The sequence below is a fragment of the Psychrobacter pacificensis genome (genome assembly GCF_018336615.1).
Classification (GTDB): domain Bacteria; phylum Pseudomonadota; class Gammaproteobacteria; order Pseudomonadales; family Moraxellaceae; genus Psychrobacter; species Psychrobacter pacificensis.
Window position 1 is genome coordinate 2,306,903 of sequence record NZ_CP048752.1, and the last position, 25,894, is coordinate 2,332,796.

Here is a 25,894-nt window from a genome sequence, read left to right on the forward strand (position 1 = left end):
TGATAACCACTAAAATTTGGGTAGATCCATTAAAAATAGGATATATAAATGTTGCTTACTGCTTGCAAACGATAATCATTATTGTTAATATTCGTTTTTACAAAAATGCAGCATTAATTTTTATGTTTTCGTTTTGGAGCCCGTGCGATGTCTCATCCTTATAAGTCTGTTACTATATTTTTATTGTCCACTTTAGCCTTGTCCATGCAGGCAGTTTATGCGCAAAGCGTTGATACCCAGCAAGGTAATCTCGAAGAATCAGCAGTCTCGGTAACCTTAGACGAAATTACTGTTATCGGTAGTAAAGACAATGTGCCCTTGATGACGGGTTCTGGTTATTACGTCGATAACGAACAGTTAGAAAATGAGTACATTACAGATATTAACCAAGTTTTAAAGACCGTGCCAGGGGTTTACGTCTCTGAAGAAGATGGGTTGGGCTTACGTCCTAACATCAGTATTCGTGCTGGTATCGGTGGACGTAGTAGTAAAGTGCATTTAATGGAGGACGGTATTCCTATCGCACCCGCTCCTTATGCTGCCCCTGCCGCCTACTATCATCCGACAGCGCTGCGTATGTCAGGTGTTGAGATTCTAAAAGGCGCGCCGCTGCTACGTTATGGGCCGCAAACGACTGGTGGCGTTATTAACTATTTATCAACCCCTATTCCTGCCACTAATGGCGGTCAAGCGATGACCTCAATCAACGACCGTGGCGGTGTGGATGTTCATGCTTATGCTGGTGGACGCGAAGGCGACTTTGCAGGCTCAATTGAAACTGTGCAACAACGAGGCAAAGGCTTTAAAGAAATTGATGGTAAAGACATTGGCGACTATGACAATCAAGATTATGTCCTAAAGGGTCGTTATCAGATCAATCCTGCGCATAGTTTGTTTGCCAAAGCACAGTATTCTGATAGATCTAGTGATGAGACTTACTTAGGTTTAACAGATGCTGACTTCAATAAAAATCCTAACAGACGCTACCCGATGTCTGCGCTTGATAACATACAAGACGAACATACCGGACTTAACTTGACGCACAACTGGATCACGGATAATAATAGCGAGCTACGTACTACCGCTTATTACAATAAAACCCATCGTAACTGGTATAAGCTCAATGATAACAAAATCAATGATTTTTATGAAGGCAATATCACCCAAGGGCAGCTAGATGGTACCGAGGATTTAGCAGGTATCGAATTAAAAGCCAATGATCGCACTTATTATAGTACCGGTGTTCAGACGAACTTCAATACTGACATTTTAAGTGCCTATGGCGATCACAATATTGATGTAGGTGCTCGCTATCACCGTGACAAAGTTGAGCGCTATCAGCCAAGCGATATTTTTAATCAGGTAGACGGTAATTTAATTTATCAAAGCACCAAAGTCCCTAATGGCAGTAATAACCGCGAAGAAAGAGCCAACGCAACTAGTCTTTGGCTAACTGATAAGTGGCAAGTGACTGACCCCTTACTTCTAAACCTAGCCATGCGTTACGAGTATATTGATACTGAAGAGACACGCGGTGTTGATACTGATAATCAAGCACGCGTGAGCAATACTCAGTCTATATTTTTGCCAGGTTTATCCGCAAGCTATCAACTCAATGATGAAGTACAGCTTATAGGTGGGGTCCACAAAGGCTTCAGCCCATTAGGTGCTGGAGTGTCCGAAGATGACAACACGGATCCTGAAGAAAGTATCAACTATGAAATCGGTACGCGCTATATTGATGGTAACAATTATATTGAGGCCGTTGGGTTTTATAGTGACTTTGATTCTGTAATCAGAAACTGCACAGAAAACGTGCCTTGCGGCAGTGGCTCAGATGCCATAACGTCAGGTACCGAAAAAGAGAGTGGTTCTGCGGTGATCGCAGGGCTTGAGTTAATGGCTGGCACTCGCTTTGATGGAGATGGATTCAGTATTCCGCTGCATGCCACTTATACTTACACCCAAGCTGAGCTTGCCGAGGACTACAAAGACACTTTAGATGGCGATCGCTTAACGCTAGTGCCCAAAAATCAAGCCAGTGTACGCGCCGGAATCGAGATGGATTCAGGTTGGGATACTTACTTGACTGCCAAATATGCTGGCGGCATTTGTGAATCAGTGGGCTGCAATCGTACTAATGAGCCGCGTAGCGAGACTGACTCGTTATTCACTTTTGATGCTATTACCCACTACCCTATCGGTTATGATGCTAAGGTCTTTGGTAAGGTTGAAAACATCGCTGACAAACAAGTTATTGTGAGCCGTACGCCATACGGTGCTAGACCAAACCTACCACGTACCTTTACCATTGGCGTGACTAAAGCTTTTTAACTAGCATTGAATAGATAACCTTGATACATTACTCCTAATGGAAAAATCCCCAGCTATAATAAAAATATAGCTGGGGATTTTTTATGACTGTATCAATAAGCATAAATAATGCTTCGTCGGCCTCATTGATCCAACTTACCTGAATAAATGCTTCTATCGTAGAGTAGCTACCTATTAAACAATACGCGCATAAGCTACACGCCTAAGCATCTTAAAAATCACTCATCTGATAGCTCAATTGATGCCGCGGCGCAGATTATTAGACCTCTTGCAAAAGTACCAGTTCATTGACTTTTACTGACGGAGTTACAAGGGCTAGCGATGACTTATCCAAGAGGTCTATTATAGTAAAGTAGACTTCTTATAGTGTTGATATGATAGCCTCACTCAATACCAATATAAAGATCCAATTGCCCATATTCTAAATTACCCCCAATATAATGCTCAAAATCGACATTATAAGTGCGAGTATGCTCGCAATCACGATCATGGAAGTACTCCCAAGCCTTCTCCCATGCATTCATGACCGTGTTAGGCATTCTGCCCTCTTCGGTGAATACTAAATACTTACCTTCGGGGATTATGACGCTGACCACATCGCTCATATTAGCCGCAATTTTACTGCCTGATTGCTCATCCTTCTCACTGGCTGTTTTCCAGCTAGCGACAACATCAAACGCGCCTGCTAAATCATCACTCTCATAGTTATGATAAATACCGTAAATATCTTCGCCTTCAGGCAACTGTCCTGCGTAATTCTGGTAAAACTTCTGCCACAATCTACCAAGCTTGGCAGTGTCGTGGCTAATCTCAGCGTGATTGGTGGTGCGAACACTGATACCGCGACACGCTATCGCTTCTGGCAGCTCTTTAGTTTGTGATGTCATGATGCGGCCTTTTTGATTTATTGAATTTTTATTGATAACACTGCTCAACGTTATAGAGTCGATTAGTCGGCTTCATCGATCCAATTCATTTGAATGGCTTCTAAGATACCTTCGTTTGAGCGCTGCGGATCATCATCAAAGCCTTCAAGCTCCGTCACCCAGCGATGCAAATCGGTAAAGCGTATGTACTGCGGATCAGTCTCTGGAAATTTTTCATAAAGCTCGATTGCGATATCTAAGCTGTCTGTCCATTTTAATTTTTGTGGGGTCATAACGGTACCTTTTTTTAGTCGTTTTAGAAATAGTAGTCTCGCCTTAGTATTGGCGATTTGATGGACTCTATCCTACCAAAATTTAGCAAATGATTATAGCCAAGTTATTATAGGGCGCTATTTTTTAATACTGGGTTTCAATGTGGTTTAGGCTGACTTGGTAGATTTCACAGCAACTTGGTGGTTATTCCATGTGTTAATCACTTCCGTCAACCGCTCCCCTGTCATATCCAACACCTCTGGCGTACGCATACCGGTATCATCGGTAAATACAAACTTGGTCATACCAACGCCCATGAGCTGATTTTTGACAAAAAATCGATGCTCAAAATACACATATTTGTGATCCCAGCCTGCAACCGCACTGCTAAGCGTCATTTTATCCAAAAACTTGATTTGTTTGAGATAAACCATCTCTTGCATGGCAATGACCCAGTTCAGAGGCTTGATGCCTTTTTCATGACAGCGTGCCATCACCCAGCGTGTCACGTTTAGCTCAATAAATGACAAGTAACGATAATTGGGCAGATGATCGCGAAACCCCATGTCATGCGGTAATACCCGATAGTTACGGACAGTCGGTGCGATCAAGGTCTCAAGACTAATCGTCTCACTCATGGGCTCATGCTTGAGCTGCTGCTTAAGCAAACTGACCATAATAAAAAAGCGCAGTAACATATTCATAAATAGTACTCTTACTTTGTTGTGTTTATGACTGAAGGTTGAACGGCTCAACGATATTTTTTTATCGTTGTTTCCGAAACGTTGATCACTTTAACGCAAAAAAAGCCACCTCAGTGACTTTCCTTGTTCAAAATCTTACGGGCGAGAGTCCTTTATTAACATCCTATTTTAAATGTTAGTGACCACCACCATTGATACTACGCACCATCTCTTCGACCATTTTCTTGGCATCACCAAAGATCATCATGGTTTTGTCCATATAGAAGAGGCTGTTATCAAGACCTGCATAGCCGGTGCTCATCGAACGCTTGATGACCATCACCGTTTGCGCTTTGTTGGCTTCTAAAATGGGCATACCAAAGATAGGAGATGTCGGATCGTCTTTTGCTGACGGATTGACGACGTCGTTGGCACCGATGACCAAGACCACATCGGTACTGGCAAAGTCGGAATTAATCTCATCCATCTCTAGAATATCATCATAAGGCACGTCGGCTTCTGCCAATAGTACGTTCATGTGCCCTGGCATACGACCAGCAACAGGATGAATGGCAAAGCGAACGTTGACACCTTCGTCTTTTAATAGCTCGTACAATTCTTTTACCGCGTTTTGCGCGCGGCCTTGTGCCATACCGTAACCTGGTACGATGACCACGTTGCTGGCATTGGACATAAGGAACCCTGCGTCTTCTGCTGAGCCTGATTTGTATGTTTTTGGTGCGCCATCATCACCGCCTGCAGCGGCCGCTGACGTGCCCATACCGCCAAACAAAACGTTTAGTAGAGAGCGGTTCATGGCTTTACACATGATATAAGATAAAATCGCACCTGAGGAGCCAACAAGCGAACCTGCGATAATGAGCATCGAGTTGCCAAGGGTAAAGCCAATACCTGCTGCCGCCCAACCTGAAAATGAGTTCAGTAGCGACACGACCACTGGCATATCACCGCCGCCGATAGGCGCAATCCACATCCAGCCAAAAATCACTGCAATCACTGTCATCGCATAAAACGCAGGCAAGGAATCCGTGACAAAATACACGCCGCCAAACCCAATCATCGCTATAAATAGCAAGGCTTGAACAGGTTTTACCCAGCCGCCAGTGACTGTTTTTGCCCAGCTTTTTGCCGCAAGCTTACCAAAAGCAAAGACAGAGGCAGAAAAAGTAATCGCACCGATAAAGCAACCGATAAATAGCTCAACACGGGCAACCGCGCCATGTTCTTGCTCAGTGTGTAATACCGTCGCAAGGGCAATCGCAACCGCTGCCAAACCGACAAATGAATGCATCAACGCTACGGTTTCTGGCATCTGCGTCATGGCAACGGTTTTTGCCTTCCACATACCAACCAGCGCACCTAAAATCATCGCGCCAATAATGAGCCAAAGGACAGGACCTTCTGCTAAAAAGAACGTCGTCACGACGGCAATCGCCATCGCTACCATACCAAAGCGGTTGCCACGAATCGCTGTCTTTGGACTCGACAATCCGCGTAACGTTAAAACAAAAAGGATCGCACCAACCAGATAGAACCAATCCGCATTCGCCGCAATCATCGCTGATAAATCATTCATGCGTTGCCTCCATTATCAGTGCTTGCTGCTGGGGCTTTTTTTACTTTGGGTTTGAACATCGCGAGCATACGTTCAGTCACCGCAAAACCACCAAAGATATTGATACTGGCCAAAAATACCGCAAAAGCACCAAGCAAACTGGTCGGTGTAAACATCGAGCCGTCGATATGGACAGTCTGTAGCATCGCACCGACGATCACGATACTTGATAAGGCGTTGGTCACCGCCATCAATGGCGTATGTAGCGCTGGGGTCACGCCCCAGACGACGTAGTATCCGACAAAGATAGCGAGTACAAATACGGTAAAAATCGCGACAAATGGTGTGCTACTCATGGCTGCACCGGCAGGCGCTGCCGCTAAAATGATGGCGATCATCTCATCCTCCTAAAAATTTATTCGTGTCTGGCAAATGTATGGCGACCAGCAAGGGCTAGCGTTTGGCCAAGCGCACTTGGTTGTCGTGGGTCACTGCCAGTGCACCCTGAATCTCATCTTCCATATCTAAGTTAAGCGAAAGGTCGTTTGCTGCTGCATCGTCGCCAGCAGGTGCAATCAAAGTCGTGATAAAGTTAACCAAGTTATTGGCGTATAGATCTGACGACTGTGCGGCTAGCATAGATGGGATATTGGCGGCACCAACGATACGTACGCCGTTTTCTGTGGTGATGGTCTCATTTGGCGCACTGCCTTCGACGTTACCACCGGTACCAGCAGCCATATCGATCAGGACAGAACCTGCTTTCATTTTGGCAAGGGTTGCCGCGTGCACGAGACGCGGGGCATTACGACCAGGAATCTGTGCTGTGGTAATGACAATGTCAGCATTGCTGAGTGCCTTGTCAACCACAGCAGCTTGGTCTTTGATATATTGTTCTGATGGCGTCCACGCATAGCCGCCCGTTGCTTTGGCTTTTTGTGCTTCGTCATCACTCATCGGCACATCCAGCCATTTACCACCAAGTGATTCGACCTGCTCTTTTGCCGCAGGACGCAAATCACTCGCTTCTACAACCGCGCCTAGACGCTTTGCCGTTGCAATCGCTTGCAGACCTGCCACGCCTACGCCCAAAATAACCACTTTGGCTGGCTTGACTGTACCCGCAGATGTCATAAACATAGGAAAAGGACGAGAGTATTCGTTAGCCGCGAGCAATACCGCTTTATAACCAGCAAGGTTAGCCTGCGATGACAATACGTCCATGTTTTGCGCACGTGATAATGTGCGCGGTAATAACTCCATTGCAAAAGCCGTCGCACCTTTGGCCGCATAAGTGTCAAGCTGAGTGTTGCGATACGGGTCTAGCATACCGACGACGATTTGGCCTGCACTCAAATGCTCTGCCACTTCGGCGGGCAAGTCGTGAATGGTGGTAATAATTTGAGACTGGGCAATCACCTCGGCGCTGCTGCTGGCAATGTCGGCTCCTGCCGCCTGATACAACGCATCAGCATAATACGCTGCTTGGCCTGCACCTGACTGAATGACGACTTCAAACCCAAGCTTGCGCAATTTTTTGACTGCGTCTGGGGTTAGTGCGACACGGCTTTCACTCGCGATATCTGCACTGATTACACCGATTTTCATATCGTCTCCTTACTTATATAGAATGACTTACCCTTAATACCCTCAACGCATTTTCAAAAGCATAGGGGACAAAAATCCTTAACCATGACTTATCCAATATCATAAATAAAGACTATCAATTTAATAAATGATGTATTGTTTACCATCATGCCTTTTTATTATAGAGACATAATCTGCCAACTTTCATTGTCTAATGATGACCAACAAGTAAGATAAAAAGTTAGGTATTGATACCATCTGCATAACTTTTGTTGTTATATTAAAGTTTTTTATTTTTTCAAAAAACCTCTATCCCTTATATAACAAGGTCTCGCTTTAATAGAGGCTAACTGTATGGACATTTACGCATTGCCATATCCCCTTAAAAAAAACATAAAACACTCAAGGTCAAGTCAAGTTAAACCCGCAGCTGTCGTATAATAAGAATGCTTGATATCTGAACAGGTCGGTCATTGACTCACGATAATAAGGACTCACCATGTATTTTTTACTCTCTCCTGCCAAATCTTTGAATGAAACAGACGCTATACCAGTGAACTTGGGCAACTACTATAGTCAGCCTGAACTGATCGCGCACTCACAGTCACTCATGAAAGTATTGAAGTCCAAAGAGCCCGTTGATCTGCAAGAGTTGATGAGCATCTCTGATGATCTTGCGCAACTCAATGCCACGCGCAATCAACAATGGCATTGGAGCGAAGATAAGCCGTTTACTGATGATGAGTCTGGTAATGCAGCAAAGCCGGCGGGCTACTTGTTCGACGGTGATGTTTATACCGGTCTTGATATGTATCACATGGATAAAGAAACCGCTGTCTATGTCAATGAACATCTGGGTATTTTGTCAGGTCTTTATGGGGTATTAAAACCGTTGGACTTGATTCAGCCTTATCGTTTAGAGATGGGTACAAAGCTAAAAAACGCGCGCGGTGATAATCTTTATGAGTTTTGGGGAGAAGAAATAACTGACGTTATCAATGCTCGTATGGCAGATAGTGAGGACAAGGTTTTGATCAATCTGGCGTCGAACGAGTATTTTAAAGCGGTGAAAAAGAAAGCACTGAAGGCGGATATCATCACGCCACGGTTCGAAGACGAAAAAAATGGTCAATATAAAGTCATTAGCTTTTATGCCAAAAAAGCACGCGGACTGATGGTCAAGTACGCAGCAGACAATAAGCTGACCAGTGCTGAGCAGCTAAAGCAGTTTGATTTGGCGGGTTATTATTACTGTATCGAGGCGTCTGATGATAAGAGGTGGACATTTCGTCGTGATGAGGCAGATGCCTAATCTTTTAGCCAAAACATACTTATCTTGCATAAAAAAACCCCCGATAAGCTTAGCCTATCGGGGGGTTTATTTGGACTAGATTTCACAGGTACGTGATATTATTCATACTTTCAGCGAAAAGCGGTTTATCGAGGAAAACAAGCGAAATAGTACTTATTGTACATTGAGCGTGTCTGACAAAGACAAACCGCTTTGCAGCGACAGTAAAATTACATCATACCGCCCATTCCACCCATACCGCCCATTCCACCAGCAGCGCCCATACCTGCCATTGCGTCTTCTTTTTCTGGTATGTCAGTGATCATGGCTTCAGTCGTTAGCATGAGACCTGCTACTGACGCTGCATTCTCTAGCGCTGAACGTGATACTTTTGCTGGATCAAGGATACCCATCTCAAGCATATCGCCGTACTCACCAGAGGCAGCATTGTAGCCGTAGTTGCCCGTGCCGTTTTTCACTGCGTTAACCACCACTGATGCTTCTTCGCCAGCGTTGGTAACGATTTGACGTAATGGTGCTTCCATCGCGCGGCGTAGGATGTTAATACCAGCGTCTTGGTCGTCGTTGTCGCCTTTTAGCTCAGACAATGCATTCATCGCACGAACTAATGCAACGCCGCCGCCAGGTACAACGCCTTCTTCAACCGCTGCACGAGTGGCATGTAGCGCATCGTCAACACGGTCTTTCTTCTCTTTCATTTCAGTTTCGGTCGCTGCGCCAACTTTGATTACTGCTACGCCGCCTGCCAGTTTTGCAACGCGCTCTTGTAGCTTTTCTTTATCGTAATCAGAAGTAGACTCTGCGATCTGACGGTTGATAGACTCAACACGATTTTCGATGTCAGCTTTGTTACCAGCGCCATCAACGATCACGGTGTTTTCTTTACCAACAGTGACTTTTTTCGCAGTACCCAATTGGTCAAGGGTCGCCGTCTCTAGGCTTAGTCCAATCTCTTCAGAGATTACCGTTCCGCCCGTTAGCGTTGCGATGTCTTCTAGCATGGCTTTACGACGATCGCCAAAACCTGGTGCTTTAACGGCACAAGTTTTTAGGCCACCACGCATGTTGTTTACAACTAAGGTTGCCAATGCTTCGTTTTCTACGTCTTCAGCGATGATTAGCAATGGCTTGCTTTGCTGCATGACTTGCTCAAGTAATGGCACGATCTCACGGATATTGCTGATTTTTTTGTCAACCAATAGGATATATGGGTTTTCAAATTCAGCAGTCAAGCTGTCTTGCTTATTAGCAAAGTATGGGCTGATATAACCACGGTCAAACTGCATACCTTCGACAACTTCTAGGGTATCTTCGAAGCTTGACCCTTCTTCAACGGTGATAACGCCTTGCTTACCCACTTTTTGCATCGCTTGCGAAATCAATTCACCGATTTTGGTGTCTGAGTTTGCAGAGATAGAACCGACTTGCGCGATGGCTTTTTCATCATCGGCTGGCGTTGATAGGTTATGGATTTCTTGCACGGCTGCGCGAACGGCTTTATCGATACCGCGCTTAAGATCCATTGGGTTCATACCAGCTGCCACTGACTTCATGCCTTCTTGCAAGATTGACTGAGCCAATACGGTCGCAGTCGTTGTACCATCACCAGCGACATCGTTTGTGCGGCTAGCAACTTCACGAACGAGCTGAGCACCCATGTTTTCAAATTTGTTTTCAAGCTCGATTTCTTTGGCAACTGACACACCATCTTTAGTGATGGTTGGCGCGCCAAATGACTTATCGATAACCACGTTGCGGCCTTTAGGGCCTAGGGTGACACGTACTGCATTTGCTAAAACGTTGACGCCGTCCATCATTTGTTTACGGGCATCTATGCCGAATTTTACGTCTTTTGCCATGGTAAATTACTCCATTATTATAAGTATGAGAATACAATTGAATGATTTGATAGTTGCTTATCAAAAGCGGTTATCAGAACCTGTGGTCAAGATGTGCTGAGTATAAAACGATACTCAAGAGGACTAGCCTTCTAGCACACCTAGTACATCAGACTCTTTCATAATCAATAGTTCTTCACCGTCAACCTTCACGGTTTGACCAGCATATTGACCGAACAAAACTTTGTCGCCAGCTTTTACATCTAACGCACGAGTTTCGCCATTGTCACGAACTTGGCCATTACCAACTGCAATGACTTCACCTTGTGAAGGTTTCTCTTGAGCAGAACCCGGCAATAAAATACCACCAGCAGTTTTTGTCTCTTCTTCTATGCGGCGGACGACGATACGGTCATGTAAAGGACGAATATTCATCGATATGACTCCAAAAATTGGTTGTTTGAATAAAGGGTTTATTTGAATTAATAGTCTCAATACCAGTATCTATAAGAGTCGCCATTCAATCATAGCAATCTAAAGATACGCTTTGAGCTTGTAACAAAAAGTGGGGGCAAGATAGGTTGGCTTCAAGTGTAAAGCCCAAAAATTTACAAGATTATTCTGACGGAATTTGATAGAGATGAGGCTTAATAGAGGCCATACGTTTTATTTACCCTCTATTGCTGGCTTTACAGCACGTTACCCTCGATGGTCGTATCAGATGTCATAGCAACATTCGCTACAATCGTCACACGTGCCGGTCGGTTCTTACTCTTGAAAATGTAACAGAGTATGACCATTATAAGCGTTGTGAACATAATAAGAATGACGATAGATGCTGCTATATCAGCATCTTATTAACTACTAAGAGGTATCTATGAGTTTTTTATCAATGCATAATAAATCACTGCCCAACGCTTCTAATAATACGAAACGCAGTCCATCTAAGTTTTTATCTGCCTTAATCACAGGTATCAGTATTTCTACCATTGGAGCCTTGAGTATGACCGCACCCACTCTTGCCAGCGCAAAGACTGTTCAGCCAACAACGGCCAACTATAGTTTTACCGTTGAAGACAAATACAAAGGAACCGCGACTCGTACGTTAAACAAATCCGGCAATACTTGGAAATACAACGTTAAGGCTCGCGTCGCCGGGGTAGCTAGTGCCTCGCAAAACAGTACGTTTACCCTCAATGGTAATAATGTCATTCCAACCCAAGCCAGCACCACTTATAAGCTATTAGGATTGGGTCGTACCCACAAACTAAACTTTAACCCAAATAGCAAAAAGGTGACCAGCAACTATAAAGGCAAAACCACGACGCTGAGTATGCCGCAGCAAGCCTTTGATGATTTGAGTCTTGAGGTGCAAATTCGTCAAGATCTGTTAAATGGTAAGTTCACTGGCAATTACTACATGGCAAAAAAAGACAAAATCGAAAAGACCCCATTTAAAAAATCTGGCAGCACCAAAATTACCGTTCCAGCCGGTACCTTTGATACTGTCCGTGTTGACCGTATTCATGACGACAATGACCGCTCAACCAGTTTTTGGTTAGCGCCGAGCTTGGATTATTTGCCCATAAAAGTTAGTCAGATCAATGATGGTAAGAAGATGGATTTGGAATTGACTAAGGTTAACTAATCCAAGTATGTAAACAGAAGCGTTGAAAAGTAATACTGCAATAAAAAAGCGGCGTCCTATTTGGAACGCCGCTTTTTTATATCTTAAGATTAATGACTATTATTACAGCCTACTAATGAGAACGCGGTTTTTTAACAACATTATTCATCGACGGCAAGCGTTTTAGTAAAATAAACAACCAAACGTTGATGGCAAACAACAATACAAAATCAATCAGATATACCGCTATTTCCGCCCAGCTGCTGCCATACGCGCGCGTAAACAGCACCACGCCACTTGCGCCCAAATATACTAGAGTAAACATACTACCGACCAATAACGCATAAGGCGAGCGCCCGCGCACGATCCATGGCGTCAGTATAAAAGCTGGCAAAAGCCATAGTGCTTGCCAGGCGATACCGCCCACAATATCAGGGCTGCTTGGATTAAAAATACTGATAAAAATAGGCAGTCCCATTAATCTATAAACCAGCCAAATCAGCCACGTCATCATCAAGCGCTGCGCAATAGGTGCGATAGGCTTGGTAACTTTAGGAGACTTACTGTTAGAGTGGTTTGTAGCCATTAGAGATTTTTACTTCCTAAATGAATAGCATAGATATGTCGCTATTAGCGATTAATCATCAGTATTTGAGTGCAAAGAGTGTTTAAGTATCAAGCTTGAGCTATAACACCGGTTACATGAGACTCGATTAGCGACCCCAGTTTGCTTGTGCTAAAGCAGTAGCGGTGATTGCCAAGCGGCGACCTTGTGCAATACCTAGGTCACGCTCGTCTGCCGATACTGGCTGATCATGCGCCGCACCACTGACATGACTGGCACCATAAGGCGTCCCGCCGCGATGCGTCCGATTTAATGCAGGTTCAGCATACGGTACCCCCACGATGACCATCCCGTGATGCATTAATGGTAACATCATCGTGAGCAATGTGGACTCTTGGCCACCATGCATAGAGCCTGTCGCCGTAAATACCGAGGCAGGCTTGTTTTGTAGATTTCCCGCCAGCCAGAGCGTGACGGTATTGTCCCAAAAATACTTCATGGGCGCGGCCATATTGCCAAAGTGCGTCGGGCTACCCAGTGCCAGACCGCTACAGTCTTTTAGATCATCCATCGTACAATACAAGTCACCTTCATCAGGTATCGCAGGCTTGCTCAATGTGGTTTCAGGTGCCACCGTCGGGACAGTACGAATACGTGCGGTCATGCCAGCATCTTCGATCCCTTGAGCGATAGCATATGCCAATGTCTTTGTCGTGCCATAATTTGAATAATAAAGCACCAAAACGTAAGGGTTGGCCTGACTCATTAACCGTCCTTCCTCATAAAATCATTGATAGTATTATCTATATATCATTATTTATCGATCAATAACGATACCGCCCGCGATAGGCGATGCGATGATGTGCTCATTATGCCCCAGTCATTCACCCACATGCAAACCAGCTGACGACTATTTTACGACCACCTACTCCAGCTACGCCTACCTGATGCCTTATCAAAGAGCCGCTGTGCATTTTGACACAATTAAACGGCAGATGATAACGACGCATCTTTGTTACACTATTGTCTCTCTACTTCTTGCTAAATGGTCACTATGGAAAACTTAAGCAAAAGACTCCCATTTTTACATCAGCGCTGGTTCCAGTTTTTACGGTTTTTGACGCGGCACTTTTTTGAAGACAACTGTCAGCAAAAAGCAGCATCGCTAACCTACACGACTATGCTGTCGATCGTGCCTGTATTAACCGTTTTGCTCATGATATTGTCCTCTGTACCGGCACTGGCATCCGTCAGAGCGCAGATATACGAGGTCATTTATAGCAACTTGTTGCCGCAATCGAGCATGCAAGTCAGTGAGTATATCAATGACTTCGCCGAAAAATCATCGAACCTTACCATCATCGGCGCCATGGTGCTATTTTTTACCACCATCATGACCTTGACCACCATTGAGCGTGCCTTTAATCAAATCTGGCGGGTGGAGAGCCGCTCAGGTGGTATAAAGAGTCTGCTGCGCTATTGGACAATTGTGACCTTGGGGCCTATGGTGCTGGGTACGGCGTTTATCGCTTCAAGCACGGTACAAAGCTTGAGTTTTTTAAATCGCCAAATCGCAGGCTACGGGATCGATTGGGGGTTTTGGGTACAAGTGGTGTCGGTTGGTATCACCATGGCCGGCTTTATAGGGATGTATTGGTTTATTCCCAAAGCTCGTGTGCCCGCAAAAAATGCAGCCATCGCTGGGGTCTTGGTGACGATTATCTTTGAGCTGATGAAGCATCTGTTTGGCACAGTGATGGCAAACTTTACCAGCTACGAGGCCATTTACGGAGCTTTTGCCGCCTTGCCTATCTTTTTGTTATGGATATACCTGTCTTGGAATTTGATTTTGTTAGGCGTTGAGATCAGCTATACCTTAACCATTTTTGAGACCGAAGAAGTCTACCCGCGCCATCCCCTACTTAGCTTGCTGGACATGCTGAACTTGGTATATACCCATCATTTAAAAGGTGAGGCCGTCAGCGAACAAGCGCTGCGCAATGTGTTGGGACGCAAAGAGCTACCCAAATGGTACACCTATATCAACTACCTCCAAGACAGTAACCTCATCACCATGACCGAAGATGAGGACTATGTACTCAAAAAAGACTTGAGCAAGATGACATTGTGGGATTTTTATCGCACCTTGCCTTATCCATTGCCTATTAAGGATGAGCTTGATGAGATGAGGCTAGAAGAGCAAAAGCCATGGCTCAGCCTTCTAGTGGATCGATTTGAGCATACGGAAGCCTATGCCAAGCAGCAGCTAGACTTGCCGTTGAATGTTATCTTTACCAACGCCGAACCGCGCAAAAACCCTGATGATAAAGGGACGAATAAAAACACCCCACACCCTTTATTTAAAAAACCTGAATTTAGAAAAACATCGCAAGCCGTTCCTAACAGCTTAGCTCGACAGTCAACTGATACAACAGCGACCCCGCACTTTGATCCAGCCGCTTATGACAAGGACAGTAAGGTTGAGTGTGATGCACATGATAATGAAATCATCATTCCTATAGACCCAAAAACGCCGCCGTCTCCACAAACCAGCAGATGGGGACACAAAAGCACAATCATCACCGAAGCGGACAACCCTAAGCACGGCTCTAGCAATAAAAATTAGTTTGCTAAAGTAGATAAAAGAAAGCTGATTGGAAACAAGAAAACAAATGTAGTACAGTTTATTAATATAGCTGTTATATTCCCAGCAACACCTTTGTTGGGGTATTCTTTTGACACATAACACACCATTTCCATTAAAAACCATAAGTATCGGCATCATCTCTATAATGCTATCTGCATGCGGTGAAGGTAGTGATGATAATACACAGCCTGCATCATCTGATAAGCCGCCTGTAGTGGTTCCACCTGATATAAGTGAGCCACTGACACCGCTGGAGCCAAGTACGCCAATCAAGCCTAGCGAACCATTAACACCGCTGGAACCAAGCACGCCGATCAAATATCCAGAACCACAAAAAGACCGTGCTGATTATTATCAATTAGGCTTCTTTGACTATGACGGTGCCGGTGAAACACGAGAGATCCGTTCTGACTTGACTGGCTCTTTTCAAGCTATGATTCAGTTTGGGCAGAATCATACGGTAGATCCTCAAGGCAACGAAGCAAAAAACATGCCACGCCTAACTGCAGAAAAAGAGGCGTTATTACTGGTTACGCCTACGCTTGAGATGGGAGCAGTCAATCAACTGGTTGCTGAGATTTATCAAGATGGTCTGCTATTACGCAGGGTCAATTTAGACGACCCGACCCAAATCCCACCATCTGACCAAAACAACAGCGATGATAGACCACGGGTCGCCTATAGTAAGCGCGCTTGGTCAACCAAACTCAACTGGGATGAAGTACAAAGCGGCCTTAAGATTCGTATTGTCGATGAACAAAATCGTAGCGGTGAATTATTAGAGAATAAAATAGACTTTGCGGCGCCAGGTGAGCTGGTCTTAACCAATATTCGTCTTGGTCTTTTGAGCCCAGTGACTGTAAACAACAATGGTCATTATATGCTGCTACAGCCAGAAAAGGCGGGCGCAGATTATTTCCAGACCATTCCAGCAGCAAAGATGACCGTCGCTAAATACGATGACGTCGTGCTTGATCGGGTGATGGTAGCGAACGGTACTATTTATGATACGGCTTCAGGTAGCAGCTCAGATGGCAGCGTATACAGCGGTGATATGCGCGAAAACACAGGCAAATCAACCTTTGGCGTCGGTATTAACCTTGCCAACTGGGGCGTCACTAGCGCATCGATGGCAAGCCAAGAGCAGCCGCAGCTCACCCAAAATGTCAATGTGCACCATGCCCGTGGCAAATACGCCAACGGTACATTTAACCATGGCTTAAGCGGTGGCAATGGTATGCTGACTTTGATTGACTCGGTCGGTAATGAGTTTAGTCATGAAATTGGCCATCATTATGGATTGGGGCATTATCCAGGTAAAGTTGGTGATAAAAAATTCTGGTCAGAGCACCATGCCGATAGTGGTTGGGGTTACATGCCCCTTAGAAATAGAATGCGTGGTAACTTTGAATGGTGGCGAAAAGACGTCGGTGCCGGTACTGAAGACTCACCTACTTTCTTAGGTCAATACGGCTATGGTCGTGACGCTATGTCTGGTGGCTCTAATAACAGTGACATCTCGCGCTATACTCATTACACCGGCTATAGTACAAAAACCAAAATCCAGCCAGCATTTGATCGTTATATGTTTGCCAGTGACTCACCGACGGGCTATAAAAAGTGGGATGCTGAGCGTCAAAGAATGCAGATCGCACAACCAAAAGTACCACGATCTAATAATGTTTGGTACAACAGCGCCGATGGCAACTATTTAAGACCGCGTTTGCAAGGCGTGCCTGTTTATACTATTTTAGGCGGTTATGACCCTGTCACCCAAAAGGGTATTATCTATCCAGCAGCGCGTGGTAACTGGGGTAACGTCTTTGACTTACCGGCGGCGAGTAGTTCAGCTGACGTCGCTAGCTGCTGGCTGACCGTTACTTACAGTAACAACATGGTCAATAACATTGCCCTTGCCCCTCATCGCATGAATGGCAATAGCAATGCCAATAAATTTCACGTCAATTTAGCGATTTCTGAAAACCCTAATAAAGTCGATTTGTATTGTAAAAAAGCCAACGAAGCACAGGTATTATTATCATCAACCGCTATTGGTCCCTATAGCGATACCATTAAGCCAGCCGTTACCTTTGGTAAAGAGCATGGCTTTAGCGCCTTAAGAAAAATCGAATTACCACTATTAGCGCGGCAACTTATCGATCAATCGGCCAACCCGACTATCAATTTGGACGCCGAGGGTGAGCTAATATACCACTCTTATAAAAATGATCGTGATGCGCTCAGTCAAGCACTCAGCCCGCTTGCCTTTCAGGTACTCGAGCGTTATGAGCAGCAACAACAGACCATGCATCGCCTAAATCGTTGGGTCGATGTGTATCGCACTGATTTAGTCGAGGGCGGGCCGGAGGTCATCACTGCCTTTCATAAGTTTGTCAACGAATTAGAACTGCAAGATGATCAGCCTCTAGCAAATGTCAGCCCACTCATGAATGGTAACAACTGTCTTAAGGTTGAAACATTAAAAGATGGTAAGCTCAATGCTTTTATCAGCGGACCAAGTGCTTGCACAGGAGATGACTCTGAGCAATGGATTCAAGACAGCAAAGGTCGTATCCACAATAAAATGGCACTAGATCAGTGCCTAATGCCGCAAGGTGGCAATGTCATTAACCTAGCCCCTTGTGATGATCAAGCAAGCTTGCAAGTTTGGCAAATGGATGTATCCGCCAATGCCATCAAGCAAGGCAATCAATGCTTTGACTTAGAAAATGGCTATATGAGTAATAATCGCGCTCGACTCATTCGCTATAGCTGTACAGGTGGTGGCAACCAAAGATGGACGATGCTCACGCAAAACTCGAGTTTGATATTATCTAGCGCTGGCAAAAATCTACCGCTGATAATAGAGAGTATGCAAAAACAAGCAGTGACGACAGACACCATGCAAATGCAGTTGGCAAGCATCAATAGTAATCATCAGCAACCCTCTACACTAGCCAAAGTAAGCAACGCGATAAGCACTTGGTTCTATAGTCTCATCAGCTAATTGAAAATACATAATAATGATAAAAATAAGCTCCTATGATAGGGGCTTATTTTTACTAAATTTTTCATCGTTATTATTTATATGATAAGGTAATAAATAGTCAAAAGATTACTCCAGCGTTACGCTTAAATTTATCACCATTTTATTTTGAACCGGCTATAGGGCGTAGACGCAGCAAGCAAGGACAATGAATCCCTGTAGGACGATACCTGTTTTAAAATAGATTCACTATATAAGATCTCGTCAGTCATTTTTGGAGCGCGAATATTGGACAAACACCCTGAAAATGGCTTTTTTAAGCGACTACTCTTATTTTCAGTGCAGAGAATGAAGGCGTTTTCGCAGCTTTGGTCGTTACAGACATTGGCTGACCTGCCCGATCGTTTAAGAAACTTGTGGCAGGAGTTGATCGGCTCTTATTGGTTTATTCCGACTGCTTGCGTCATCGCCGGCATCTTACTGGCGCCGGTACTGGTGACGATAGATCAGCACTTTGATCGTGAAACGGTCCGAGAGATCTCTTTTGCGTTTACAGGTGATGACGATGCGGCGCGCGCTATCATGACCGCTATTGCTGGTGCGGTGTTGGGCGTTGCTGGTACGACGTTCTCAATTACGATTGCCGTGCTGTCGATGGCCTCCTCCCAGTTTGGCCCACGGCTATTACGCAACTTTTTGACAGATACGCCCAATCAATTTGTACTTGGCGCTTTCATTGGTACCTTTAGCTATAGCCTACTCGTCTTAAAATCTATCCACAAATACGATGTGTCCTTTGGCGTACCGCAACTGGCGGTGACCTTTGGGATTATCATGGCGATCATCTGTGCGCTGTTGCTGGTGTATTTTGTACAACATATGGTACATGCCATTCAAGCGTCTCACGTCATCCAAAATGCCAGCAACGATGCGATTAATAATATTTATTCTTGGTACAGCGATCGATGCGACATCCAGCATCAACGTGATGCTGAACATCATGATGTCGAGCAGTTTCACCAGTGGCAGGCAACGCCGATTTATCCGCCGCAATCGGGCTACCTGCAGCACATTTATTTGGAGTCTTTAATCACCCTGACTCAAGAGTATGGCGGCGTGGTGCATCTACAGAGCAACCTCGGTGATTATGTCACTGACAAAAACGTCATTGGGCATTTTTATCAACGTCCGACAGACCATCCCAATAATCGGCAAAAAACCGCAACGCCGCAGTTGGCTGTGGTGCCACGTGCCCCTGATGGTATGTTTTGGCAGCGCTTTGCCGGTTGTATTCGTATCGAGCAGCGACTGGCACACTCCAATGATATTGCCTATAGTCTGGGGCAGATGACCGAGATTGCGGTGCGCGCCCTCTCACCTGGTATCAATGACCCAAAAACAGCCGTCAACTGCGTACAATCGCTCACCAGTTGCCTGAGCATTATGATGCGTCGTCAGCCGCCTAGCCCCTATCATTTTTATGTACCTGCCGAGCACCGTGACAAACCGCCGTATACCGCTAGACCAAAACAAGTGGTGGTGCAGCAGCGCGTGGCTATCTTGACCGTGGTGACTTATACGCCCAAAATATCAGAATTCATCAATACCTCACTTGGAGAGATTCGGCGCTATGCCGCAGCTGATGCCATGGTCCTAAAGGCGCTGTGTCAAGCGATGGTCAATCTCAACTATGCCTGTATCAATCAAGCACAGCAGCAGACCTTGCTGCATGAGCTACACCTAATTGAGCGCGCAGGAGAAGAAAACCTAAGCTACCAAGAGCTTATCGATGACCTAAGCGCGATGTGCCAGCAAGCCAAAGCCTTTATTATTGATAAAAACTCGCAGCACCAACACTTTTACTATGTCAGTGACTTTGCTGCCAGCATTCGCCAAAGTCTACAGGCGCACACTAAATAATTTGTACTGATTACTTTTACTACTTATCACTCATAAGAGACCTGCTTTATGGCATCTGCAACCAGCCTGACCATACTTGAAATCAGCGCTATCTTTTTATCGATTACTGCCCTGCTGACCTATGTCAATCATCGCTTTATCGGTCTGCCCACGACCATTGGAGTCATGGTCATCTCGATTGTCCTATCTATCGGTGCGATTTTTTTGGGGTTTTTGGGGTTCGACCAGCTCATTGATTATGAAGTGAGCTTACTAGAGCAGCTAGATTTTACCGAGGTGCTATTGGACGGTATGCTCTCGATGCTTTTATTTGCAGGGGCGCTGCATGTCAATATCAGTGACTTAAAACGCTATCGACTGCCCATTGGTATTCTCGCCTGCGTGGGTACCCTAGTCTCAGCCTTGCTAATCGCCACTGCGCTCTATCTTATGTTGCCCTTCTTTGGATTTGGCTTGCCGTTTCTTTGGTGTTTGTTGTTTGGCGCTTTAATCTCGCCGACCGACCCTATCGCGGTGATGGGCATCTTATCATCCGCTGGCGCCCCAAAAAGCTTAGAGACCGTCATCGCAGGCGAGTCGTTGTTTAATGATGGTATCGGCGTCGTTATTTTTGTCCTGCTACTTGGTATTTTATCCAGCGGCGATATCCCAACAGCCAACTATGTGGCCCATACCTTGGCCGTTGAGGCAGGAGGCGGCATTGTGTTTGGTCTGGTGCTCGGGGCGATTTTGTACTATATGCTAAAGAGCATTGACAGTTATCAAGAAGAGGTGCTATTGACGCTGGCGGGGGTGATCGGCGGCTATGCGCTGGCCAGTCATTGGCATCTCTCAGGGCCACTGGCCATGGTCATGATGGGACTGATGGTCGGTAATCGCGGACGAGCACTGGCGATGAGTGATAAAACACGGCACTATATCGATCTATTTTGGGAGCTGATCGATGAGATTCTCAATGCGATTTTATTTGTCTTAATTGGACTTGAGGTGGTGATGATTGCATATTCTGGCAATCTATTTATCGCTGCAGGTTTGACGATTGTTATTGCCTTGCTTGCCCGTTTTATCGTTGTCGGTATGACCACAAAGACCCTTCAGCGGCAGCTTGACTTGCCAACTGGAGCGTGGAAAGTACTGACATGGGGCGGACTGCGCGGCGGCATCTCGGTGGCACTGGTGCTGCAGCTACCAACGGGCGCAGAGCGTGACATTTTACTGGCGCTCACGTATGCGGTAGTGATATTTTCTATCTTGGTACAGGGCCTCAGTGTTGGCAGAGTCGCCAAGAGCATTCGTAAGGATAAAGAAATAACAGAGGCATAAACCACAAATACAGCACGTATAAAAAAGCCAGCCTGAGACATGATGTCTTAGGCTAGCTTTGGCTGGCTTTTTTGAGCAGTTTCAATGGTTATATTAAACCCTTTCTTTTCATATTACGATAAACCACGATAATAATAAGCAGATTAGAAACCAATATTACCAGTTTAAACCAATCAAATGGACTGGTTATCAGATAATAAACCTCTATAGGAATAAAGACACCATAGCCCAGCACACCAAACCAATACGCCCATGTCTTATCGCGCCATAATCCATAGGCTTCTAGGAAGCGCAAACTGGCATAAGCAAATATCAACAATAAAAACACTGGCCAGTTTTTGCTGGCCTGTTGGGCAATACTTACTACACTGTCGATTTGCGGTGCAAGTAGGTGGCCAAAGGTATGGCGCCAAGAGCCAGTCGCGGTCGTCAGCCAATGCTCAAGATCGGTATGCCACGACCACAATGCACCTGCACCTAATAATGCCCCCACACCTTTGACGACTTCATAGATGGCCACTGCTTTGATAGACTCACTGGCTGTGCTGTGCGTTTTTTCTAGAGGGTCAATCATTTCACCCCCTTTATCCTTCGAGGATAGCGGTAGACTATCATCCTGTCGGGGCAAATTAGCCAAAGAACGTCTCCACAACACGTCCTTGCAACTGCTGATTAAAAAATGGTGTGTTTTTACCATTCGATAGCATAGATTGCGCAGTCACTTGCCACTCAAGATTCGGGTCAACCAATACCGCGCCGCCGATCGCTTCATACTGCTCATGAATACCCGCAATCTTTGCCGGATTAAGACAGATTTTATCAACCAGCTCTGAGAGTGTTAGTACCTCATCATTGACCAGCTGACAGGCCAGCGCCATAAAAGTATCAAAATTCGAGATACCTGGCGTACTCTCAGCAAATGGCGCTTTTTTCGCCGTACTGTTCAGTGGCTCGTGATGACTACAGATGGCATCGATAGTGCCATCTTTTAAGCCACGGCGGATTGCCTGCTGGTCGGTATTACTACGTAGCGGTGGCAAGACATATGCCTGAGCATTAAAGCCTTCAAGATTGTCATCAGTTAAATACAGCTGATGCATCGCAACATCACACGTAACAGGCAAGCCTTTATCTTTTGCCCAGCGCATCAGCTCAATCGAAGACTTGCAAGACAGCTGGCTGAAGTGAGCGGCTATCCCCGTCTCTTCAACCATCAACAGCTGCTTAGATAGTGCAACCGTTTCCGCAATCCAAGGAATCCCTTGTAAACCATGATAAGAGGCGACATAACCCTCATGCGCCACGCCATCTCCAGACAGACTTGGCTCATCAGGATAAAAGAATACTTTCATACCAAAAGTCGCCGCGTACTCTAGTGTTCTTAGCAATACTAAGTCATTGCGAAAAGGTCTACGCGCATTGGATACTGCGATACAGCCGCCCTTTTTAAGCCCTGCAATATTAGACGGTCGTTCGCCCTCTAACCCTGTGGTCAATGCGCCCAAAATATGCAAGTAAATACCGCCATCACTCAAGGCGCGCTCACGCAAGCCCTTTAAGAGGGAGCCATTTTCTAAAATAGGATTGGTGTCAGGTGGCGTGACTACATGCAAAAACCCGTTACCACGAGCTGCCCTACCTTCTGATGCCAGCGTACCGTGTTGCTGTTGGCCCGGCTCACGCAAGCGCGCGCATAGATCTACTAATGGTGGTAGTAACCACATCTCATGTTCAGCATCAAGCGTAGACAATTTTTCTGTTACAGTTTGCGGCAATGCATCTTTAAATGCTTTTGGTAAATGGTCAAAGATGGGTGCATCCGTATTAAGCATGGTAGACATAACGTTATTACCGTATCAATAAAATGAAATAAATGAGAATAAGTCGCGCGGCAAGCTGTTACTTGCCAGCCGCTTGATGAGCACGTTGACCTTCCATCGCAAGCGACAAGACCGCCATTCGTATGGCAATACCGTTATTTACCTGCTTTAAGATCACCGATTGCGCGCCATCAGCCACACTAGAGGCAATCTCAACACCGCGGTTCATTGGCCCTGGGTGCATAACTAGCGCATCAGGCTTGGCCAATGCTACTCGCTCTGGCGTGATCCCATAATGCTTATAGTATTCACTTGACGATGCCAATAGCGGCGAACCGATACGCTCATTTTGTATTCTTAATCCCATAATCACATCACAATCAGTGACACACTCATCCATATTTTCATATACTTTTACGCCAAAACGCTCAATACCTTTCGGCAGTAAAGTACGCGGCGCACACACACGGATATCTGTCACACCTAGGGTTTGCAAGGCGCTAATATCAGAACGGGCGACGCGTGAGTGCTTAATATCACCAACGATTGCGATAGACAGCTCTTCAAACGGGCGCGGTGCCTCACGGTGAATGGTCAACATGTCGAGCATTCCCTGAGTAGGATGCGCATGCCAGCCATCCCCCCCATTGATGATAGCAATATCAGGGGTCACTTCTGTCGCCATAAAATGCGCAGCGCCTGATGCTGAATGTCGAACTACAAAAATATCTGCGGTCATCGCCTGTAGATTCCACAAGGTATCGCGTAGACTCTCGCCTTTTTTGGTACTAGAGCGTTCGATATCGATATTAAGTACATTAGCACCCAAGCGTTTTTCTGCTACTTCAAAAGTCGTCCGGGTACGAGTCGATGGTTCAAAGAACAAATTCATGACCGTATAGCCATCTAACTCAGGACGATTGATGAGCTGCCCGTTTTCATCAAAGAAAGTCTCTGCTTTTGCGATAATAGCTTTGAGCTGTGCTTTATTAAGACCTTCAACACCCAAGAAATGCCTGATACTGCCATCGGTGTTGAGCTGCGGACGACTCAGTGAGGTATTGAGTCTTTGATGAATTGTATTGGGATCAAATTTTGCATAATCAGTCGGTGAGACTGGTTGTGTAGCGCTACTATCGAGAGAATTTGACATAATGACGAGTCTTTATTGTGGGTTTATATGAGTCTGTCGTAATCGCTTATTCATCTTTGTTCAATCATTTAGCACCGATAGGCACAGAGACGAGGACATTTTGACGCTTATTTGCTACAATTTACCGTAATCAAATTCGACCAAAACCGCCTCAGCAGACAATCAGAAAGCGTAAATAGACATGCTATATTCTCATAGAGAATAATTCTGACAAATCTATAAATGAATAACAATAGATATAGTGTAGCCGATTTTGTGGTCAGGACAAAGATACCGTATAAGCTATTTAAAAACTCAACCATTTAAGGTGTGCCAAATGCCGCCTATGACCTGACTCTAAGACCATCCATTTTTTACTTTCCATACCCTCTATTAGGAAGCTTTATGACGACCTTAGCAGATTATCTAAACCAACATGCCTCTAGTCCTGCACTCAACGATGTAATTACCACGGTCACTAATGTTGGTAAAACCATCTCACAACTACTTAGAAAAGGTGCTCTGGCGGATATTTTAGGCGAGGCTGGCAATCAAAACGTCCAAGGCGAAGATCAGAAAAAACTAGACATACTGGCCAATGACTTACTGCTAGATGCATTGGCAAAGAATACCCATTGTGCCGGCGTTGCATCAGAAGAGCTTGATGATGCCACCCCTGCTAATGACGATGGCAGTCTATTGGTTTTGTTTGACCCACTGGATGGCTCATCAAATATTGATATCAATATGGCAGTAGGTACGATTTTTTCTGTTCTGCCGTACGAGCGTCAAGGTCAAACCAGTGAAAACAGCGACTATCTACAGGCAGGTAACAAACAGCTAGCAGCAGGGTACTTGTTATATGGCACCTCTACGGTACTGGCGTTGACCATCGCAGATAAAGTCGTGATGTTTAGCCTAGATCCAGAAACTGAAGACTATGTGCTGATAGAAGACAACGTGCAAATCGATGCCGATACGAGTGAATATGCGATCAATAGCTCAAATTATCGCTACTGGCGCGCACCGATGCAACAGTACATCGATGAGTTAATCGCTGGCGAGACAGGCGTACGTGGACGCGATTTCAATACGCGTTGGGTCGCCGCTATGGTTGGTGACGTCCATCGTATCTTATGCCGCGGTGGTCTCTTCACTTATCCGTTTGATACCAAATACGCGCATAAAGCGGGTAAACTACGCTTGATGTATGAAGCCAATCCAATGAGCTTATTGATTGAACGCGCGGGTGGCGGTGCGACAGACGCTGTCAATCGCATCTTAGATATCGAGCCCACTGACATTCATCAGCGTGTTCCTGTGGTGCTCGGTAGCAAAAACGAAGTCAATTATGTTAGAGACTTACACGTCAATTATTCTGAGCAGTAATTGATATAAGTACTTT

General features: G+C 45.3%; 21 protein-coding genes. 8 read left to right on the plus strand and 13 right to left on the minus strand.

The window, feature by feature from the left end:
- Positions 1 to 147 precede the first annotated feature (147 nt).
- Positions 148 to 2,334 carry a TonB-dependent receptor family protein gene (locus GYK50_RS09670; protein WP_071003240.1) on the plus strand — a complete coding sequence of 729 codons (2,187 nt, stop codon included), beginning with the start codon at positions 148 to 150 and terminating at the stop codon, positions 2,332 to 2,334.
- A 383-nt stretch (positions 2,335 to 2,717) separates the two neighbouring features.
- Here GYK50_RS09670 and GYK50_RS09675 read toward each other — a convergent pair whose 3' ends face one another.
- The 6 genes from GYK50_RS09675 to GYK50_RS09700 all read right to left on the minus strand — a co-directional run bounded on the left by GYK50_RS09675 (position 2,718) and on the right by GYK50_RS09700 (position 7,340).
- Positions 2,718 to 3,221, minus strand: a complete 504-nt coding sequence (locus GYK50_RS09675; protein WP_186475001.1) for a GyrI-like domain-containing protein — start codon at positions 3,219 to 3,221, stop codon at positions 2,718 to 2,720.
- 62 nt (positions 3,222 to 3,283) lie between these two features.
- The gene (gene iscX / locus GYK50_RS09680; RefSeq protein WP_011279849.1) at positions 3,284 to 3,493 is read right to left on the minus strand and encodes a Fe-S cluster assembly protein IscX; all 210 of its coding nucleotides are present in this window, start codon (positions 3,491 to 3,493) and stop codon (positions 3,284 to 3,286) included.
- A gap of 147 nt (positions 3,494 to 3,640) precedes the next feature.
- Positions 3,641 to 4,177 (minus strand): acyl-CoA thioesterase, encoded by a 537-nt coding sequence (locus GYK50_RS09685; RefSeq protein ID WP_186475002.1) that lies wholly within the window; start codon positions 4,175 to 4,177, stop codon positions 3,641 to 3,643.
- Between the two features lie 175 nt (positions 4,178 to 4,352).
- Positions 4,353 to 5,753 (minus strand): NAD(P)(+) transhydrogenase (Re/Si-specific) subunit beta, encoded by a 1,401-nt coding sequence (locus GYK50_RS09690; protein ID WP_414706365.1) that lies wholly within the window; start codon positions 5,751 to 5,753, stop codon positions 4,353 to 4,355.
- Positions 5,750 to 6,088, minus strand: coding sequence for a proton-translocating transhydrogenase family protein (locus GYK50_RS09695; protein ID WP_212564546.1), 339 nt, complete (start codon positions 6,086 to 6,088; stop codon positions 5,750 to 5,752). Before GYK50_RS09695 ends, GYK50_RS09690 begins: the two co-directional genes overlap by 4 nt.
- A 97-nt stretch (positions 6,089 to 6,185) precedes the next feature.
- A complete protein-coding gene (locus GYK50_RS09700) occupies positions 6,186 to 7,340 on the minus strand; it encodes an NAD(P) transhydrogenase subunit alpha (protein ID WP_186475004.1) in 1,155 nt (384 codons plus the stop codon).
- A 478-nt stretch (positions 7,341 to 7,818) separates the two neighbouring features.
- Here GYK50_RS09700 and yaaA point away from each other — a divergent pair, with 478 nt between their 5' ends.
- Positions 7,819 to 8,631: a peroxide stress protein YaaA gene (yaaA, locus tag GYK50_RS09705; RefSeq protein WP_212563813.1), complete on the plus strand. Its 813-nt coding sequence runs from the start codon at positions 7,819 to 7,821 to the stop codon at positions 8,629 to 8,631.
- A gap of 209 nt (positions 8,632 to 8,840) precedes the next feature.
- Here the strand turns inward: yaaA and groL are convergent, their stop codons facing one another.
- Both groL and groES read right to left on the minus strand, forming a co-directional pair.
- Entirely contained in the window at positions 8,841 to 10,490 is a 1,650-nt protein-coding gene (groL, locus tag GYK50_RS09710) for a chaperonin GroEL (protein ID WP_212563814.1), read from the minus strand.
- A 123-nt stretch (positions 10,491 to 10,613) separates the two neighbouring features.
- Positions 10,614 to 10,904, minus strand: coding sequence for a co-chaperone GroES (gene groES / locus GYK50_RS09715; RefSeq protein WP_058024926.1), 291 nt, complete (start codon positions 10,902 to 10,904; stop codon positions 10,614 to 10,616).
- A gap of 457 nt (positions 10,905 to 11,361) precedes the next feature.
- Here groES and GYK50_RS09720 point away from each other — a divergent pair, with 457 nt between their 5' ends.
- Positions 11,362 to 12,117, plus strand: a complete 756-nt coding sequence (locus GYK50_RS09720; protein WP_227674299.1) for a DUF3108 domain-containing protein — start codon at positions 11,362 to 11,364, stop codon at positions 12,115 to 12,117.
- Positions 12,118 to 12,229: 112 nt separating this feature from the next.
- On the opposite strand, the gene GYK50_RS09725 is transcribed toward GYK50_RS09720, so the two are convergent.
- Together GYK50_RS09725 and wrbA are read right to left on the minus strand one after the other, a co-directional pair.
- Complete coding sequence (locus GYK50_RS09725; protein WP_212563815.1) at positions 12,230 to 12,682, minus strand: hypothetical protein; 453 nt, start codon at positions 12,680 to 12,682, stop codon at positions 12,230 to 12,232.
- A 127-nt stretch (positions 12,683 to 12,809) separates the two neighbouring features.
- Complete coding sequence (wrbA, locus tag GYK50_RS09730; protein ID WP_075106955.1) at positions 12,810 to 13,427, minus strand: NAD(P)H:quinone oxidoreductase; 618 nt, start codon at positions 13,425 to 13,427, stop codon at positions 12,810 to 12,812.
- A gap of 288 nt (positions 13,428 to 13,715) precedes the next feature.
- Here wrbA and GYK50_RS09735 point away from each other — a divergent pair, with 288 nt between their 5' ends.
- From GYK50_RS09735 to GYK50_RS09750, 4 genes are all read left to right on the plus strand, one after another.
- Positions 13,716 to 15,287 (plus strand): YihY/virulence factor BrkB family protein, encoded by a 1,572-nt coding sequence (locus tag GYK50_RS09735; RefSeq protein ID WP_212563816.1) that lies wholly within the window; start codon positions 13,716 to 13,718, stop codon positions 15,285 to 15,287.
- A gap of 166 nt (positions 15,288 to 15,453) precedes the next feature.
- Complete coding sequence (locus GYK50_RS09740; protein ID WP_093069602.1) at positions 15,454 to 18,315, plus strand: M66 family metalloprotease; 2,862 nt, start codon at positions 15,454 to 15,456, stop codon at positions 18,313 to 18,315.
- Between the two features lie 327 nt (positions 18,316 to 18,642).
- Complete coding sequence (locus tag GYK50_RS09745) at positions 18,643 to 20,214, plus strand: DUF2254 domain-containing protein (RefSeq protein WP_212563817.1); 1,572 nt, start codon at positions 18,643 to 18,645, stop codon at positions 20,212 to 20,214.
- 48 nt (positions 20,215 to 20,262) lie between these two features.
- Positions 20,263 to 21,537, plus strand: a complete 1,275-nt coding sequence (locus GYK50_RS09750; RefSeq protein ID WP_093069596.1) for a cation:proton antiporter — start codon at positions 20,263 to 20,265, stop codon at positions 21,535 to 21,537.
- A gap of 88 nt (positions 21,538 to 21,625) precedes the next feature.
- On the opposite strand, the gene GYK50_RS09755 is transcribed toward GYK50_RS09750, so the two are convergent.
- The 3 genes from GYK50_RS09755 to GYK50_RS09765 are packed head-to-tail and all read right to left on the minus strand — an operon-like array spanning position 21,626 to position 24,510.
- Positions 21,626 to 22,111, minus strand: a complete 486-nt coding sequence (locus GYK50_RS09755) for a DUF2127 domain-containing protein (protein WP_227674297.1) — start codon at positions 22,109 to 22,111, stop codon at positions 21,626 to 21,628.
- Between the two features lie 55 nt (positions 22,112 to 22,166).
- Positions 22,167 to 23,378, minus strand: coding sequence for a dihydroorotase (locus GYK50_RS09760; RefSeq protein ID WP_212563818.1), 1,212 nt, complete (start codon positions 23,376 to 23,378; stop codon positions 22,167 to 22,169).
- Positions 23,379 to 23,436: 58 nt separating this feature from the next.
- Positions 23,437 to 24,510: an aspartate carbamoyltransferase catalytic subunit gene (locus GYK50_RS09765; RefSeq protein WP_071003207.1), complete on the minus strand. Its 1,074-nt coding sequence runs from the start codon at positions 24,508 to 24,510 to the stop codon at positions 23,437 to 23,439.
- A 384-nt stretch (positions 24,511 to 24,894) separates the two neighbouring features.
- On the opposite strand from GYK50_RS09765, the gene GYK50_RS09770 reads away from it, so the two are divergent.
- Entirely contained in the window at positions 24,895 to 25,878 is a 984-nt protein-coding gene (locus GYK50_RS09770; protein ID WP_093069590.1) for a class 1 fructose-bisphosphatase, read from the plus strand.
- The last annotated feature ends 16 nt before the right edge of the window (positions 25,879 to 25,894 follow it).

Coding starts and splice junctions, on each gene's coding strand:
- iscX (WP_011279849.1), bottom strand. CDS start 3,493: ATGACCCCACAAAAATTAAAATGGACAGACAGCTTAGATATCGCAATC.
- GYK50_RS09675 (WP_186475001.1), bottom strand. CDS start 3,221: ATGACATCACAAACTAAAGAGCTGCCAGAAGCGATAGCGTGTCGCGGT.
- GYK50_RS09720 (WP_227674299.1), top strand. CDS start 11,362: ATGCATAATAAATCACTGCCCAACGCTTCTAATAATACGAAACGCAGT.
- GYK50_RS09760 (WP_212563818.1), bottom strand. CDS start 23,378: ATGTCTACCATGCTTAATACGGATGCACCCATCTTTGACCATTTACCA.
- GYK50_RS09685 (WP_186475002.1), bottom strand. CDS start 4,177: ATGAATATGTTACTGCGCTTTTTTATTATGGTCAGTTTGCTTAAGCAG.
- GYK50_RS09700 (WP_186475004.1), bottom strand. CDS start 7,340: ATGAAAATCGGTGTAATCAGTGCAGATATCGCGAGTGAAAGCCGTGTC.
- groL (WP_212563814.1), bottom strand. CDS start 10,490: ATGGCAAAAGACGTAAAATTCGGCATAGATGCCCGTAAACAAATGATG.
- GYK50_RS09690 (WP_414706365.1), bottom strand. CDS start 5,753: ATGAATGATTTATCAGCGATGATTGCGGCGAATGCGGATTGGTTCTAT.
- GYK50_RS09755 (WP_227674297.1), bottom strand. CDS start 22,111: ATGATTGACCCTCTAGAAAAAACGCACAGCACAGCCAGTGAGTCTATC.
- GYK50_RS09695 (WP_212564546.1), bottom strand. CDS start 6,088: ATGAGTAGCACACCATTTGTCGCGATTTTTACCGTATTTGTACTCGCT.
- GYK50_RS09735 (WP_212563816.1), top strand. CDS start 13,716: ATGGAAAACTTAAGCAAAAGACTCCCATTTTTACATCAGCGCTGGTTC.
- GYK50_RS09745 (WP_212563817.1), top strand. CDS start 18,643: ATGAAGGCGTTTTCGCAGCTTTGGTCGTTACAGACATTGGCTGACCTG.
- groES (WP_058024926.1), bottom strand. CDS start 10,904: ATGAATATTCGTCCTTTACATGACCGTATCGTCGTCCGCCGCATAGAA.
- GYK50_RS09670 (WP_071003240.1), top strand. CDS start 148: ATGTCTCATCCTTATAAGTCTGTTACTATATTTTTATTGTCCACTTTA.
- yaaA (WP_212563813.1), top strand. CDS start 7,819: ATGTATTTTTTACTCTCTCCTGCCAAATCTTTGAATGAAACAGACGCT.
- GYK50_RS09765 (WP_071003207.1), bottom strand. CDS start 24,510: ATGTCAAATTCTCTCGATAGTAGCGCTACACAACCAGTCTCACCGACT.
- GYK50_RS09750 (WP_093069596.1), top strand. CDS start 20,263: ATGGCATCTGCAACCAGCCTGACCATACTTGAAATCAGCGCTATCTTT.
- GYK50_RS09740 (WP_093069602.1), top strand. CDS start 15,454: ATGCTATCTGCATGCGGTGAAGGTAGTGATGATAATACACAGCCTGCA.
- wrbA (WP_075106955.1), bottom strand. CDS start 13,427: ATGAGTCAGGCCAACCCTTACGTTTTGGTGCTTTATTATTCAAATTAT.
- GYK50_RS09770 (WP_093069590.1), top strand. CDS start 24,895: ATGACGACCTTAGCAGATTATCTAAACCAACATGCCTCTAGTCCTGCA.
- GYK50_RS09725 (WP_212563815.1), bottom strand. CDS start 12,682: ATGGCTACAAACCACTCTAACAGTAAGTCTCCTAAAGTTACCAAGCCT.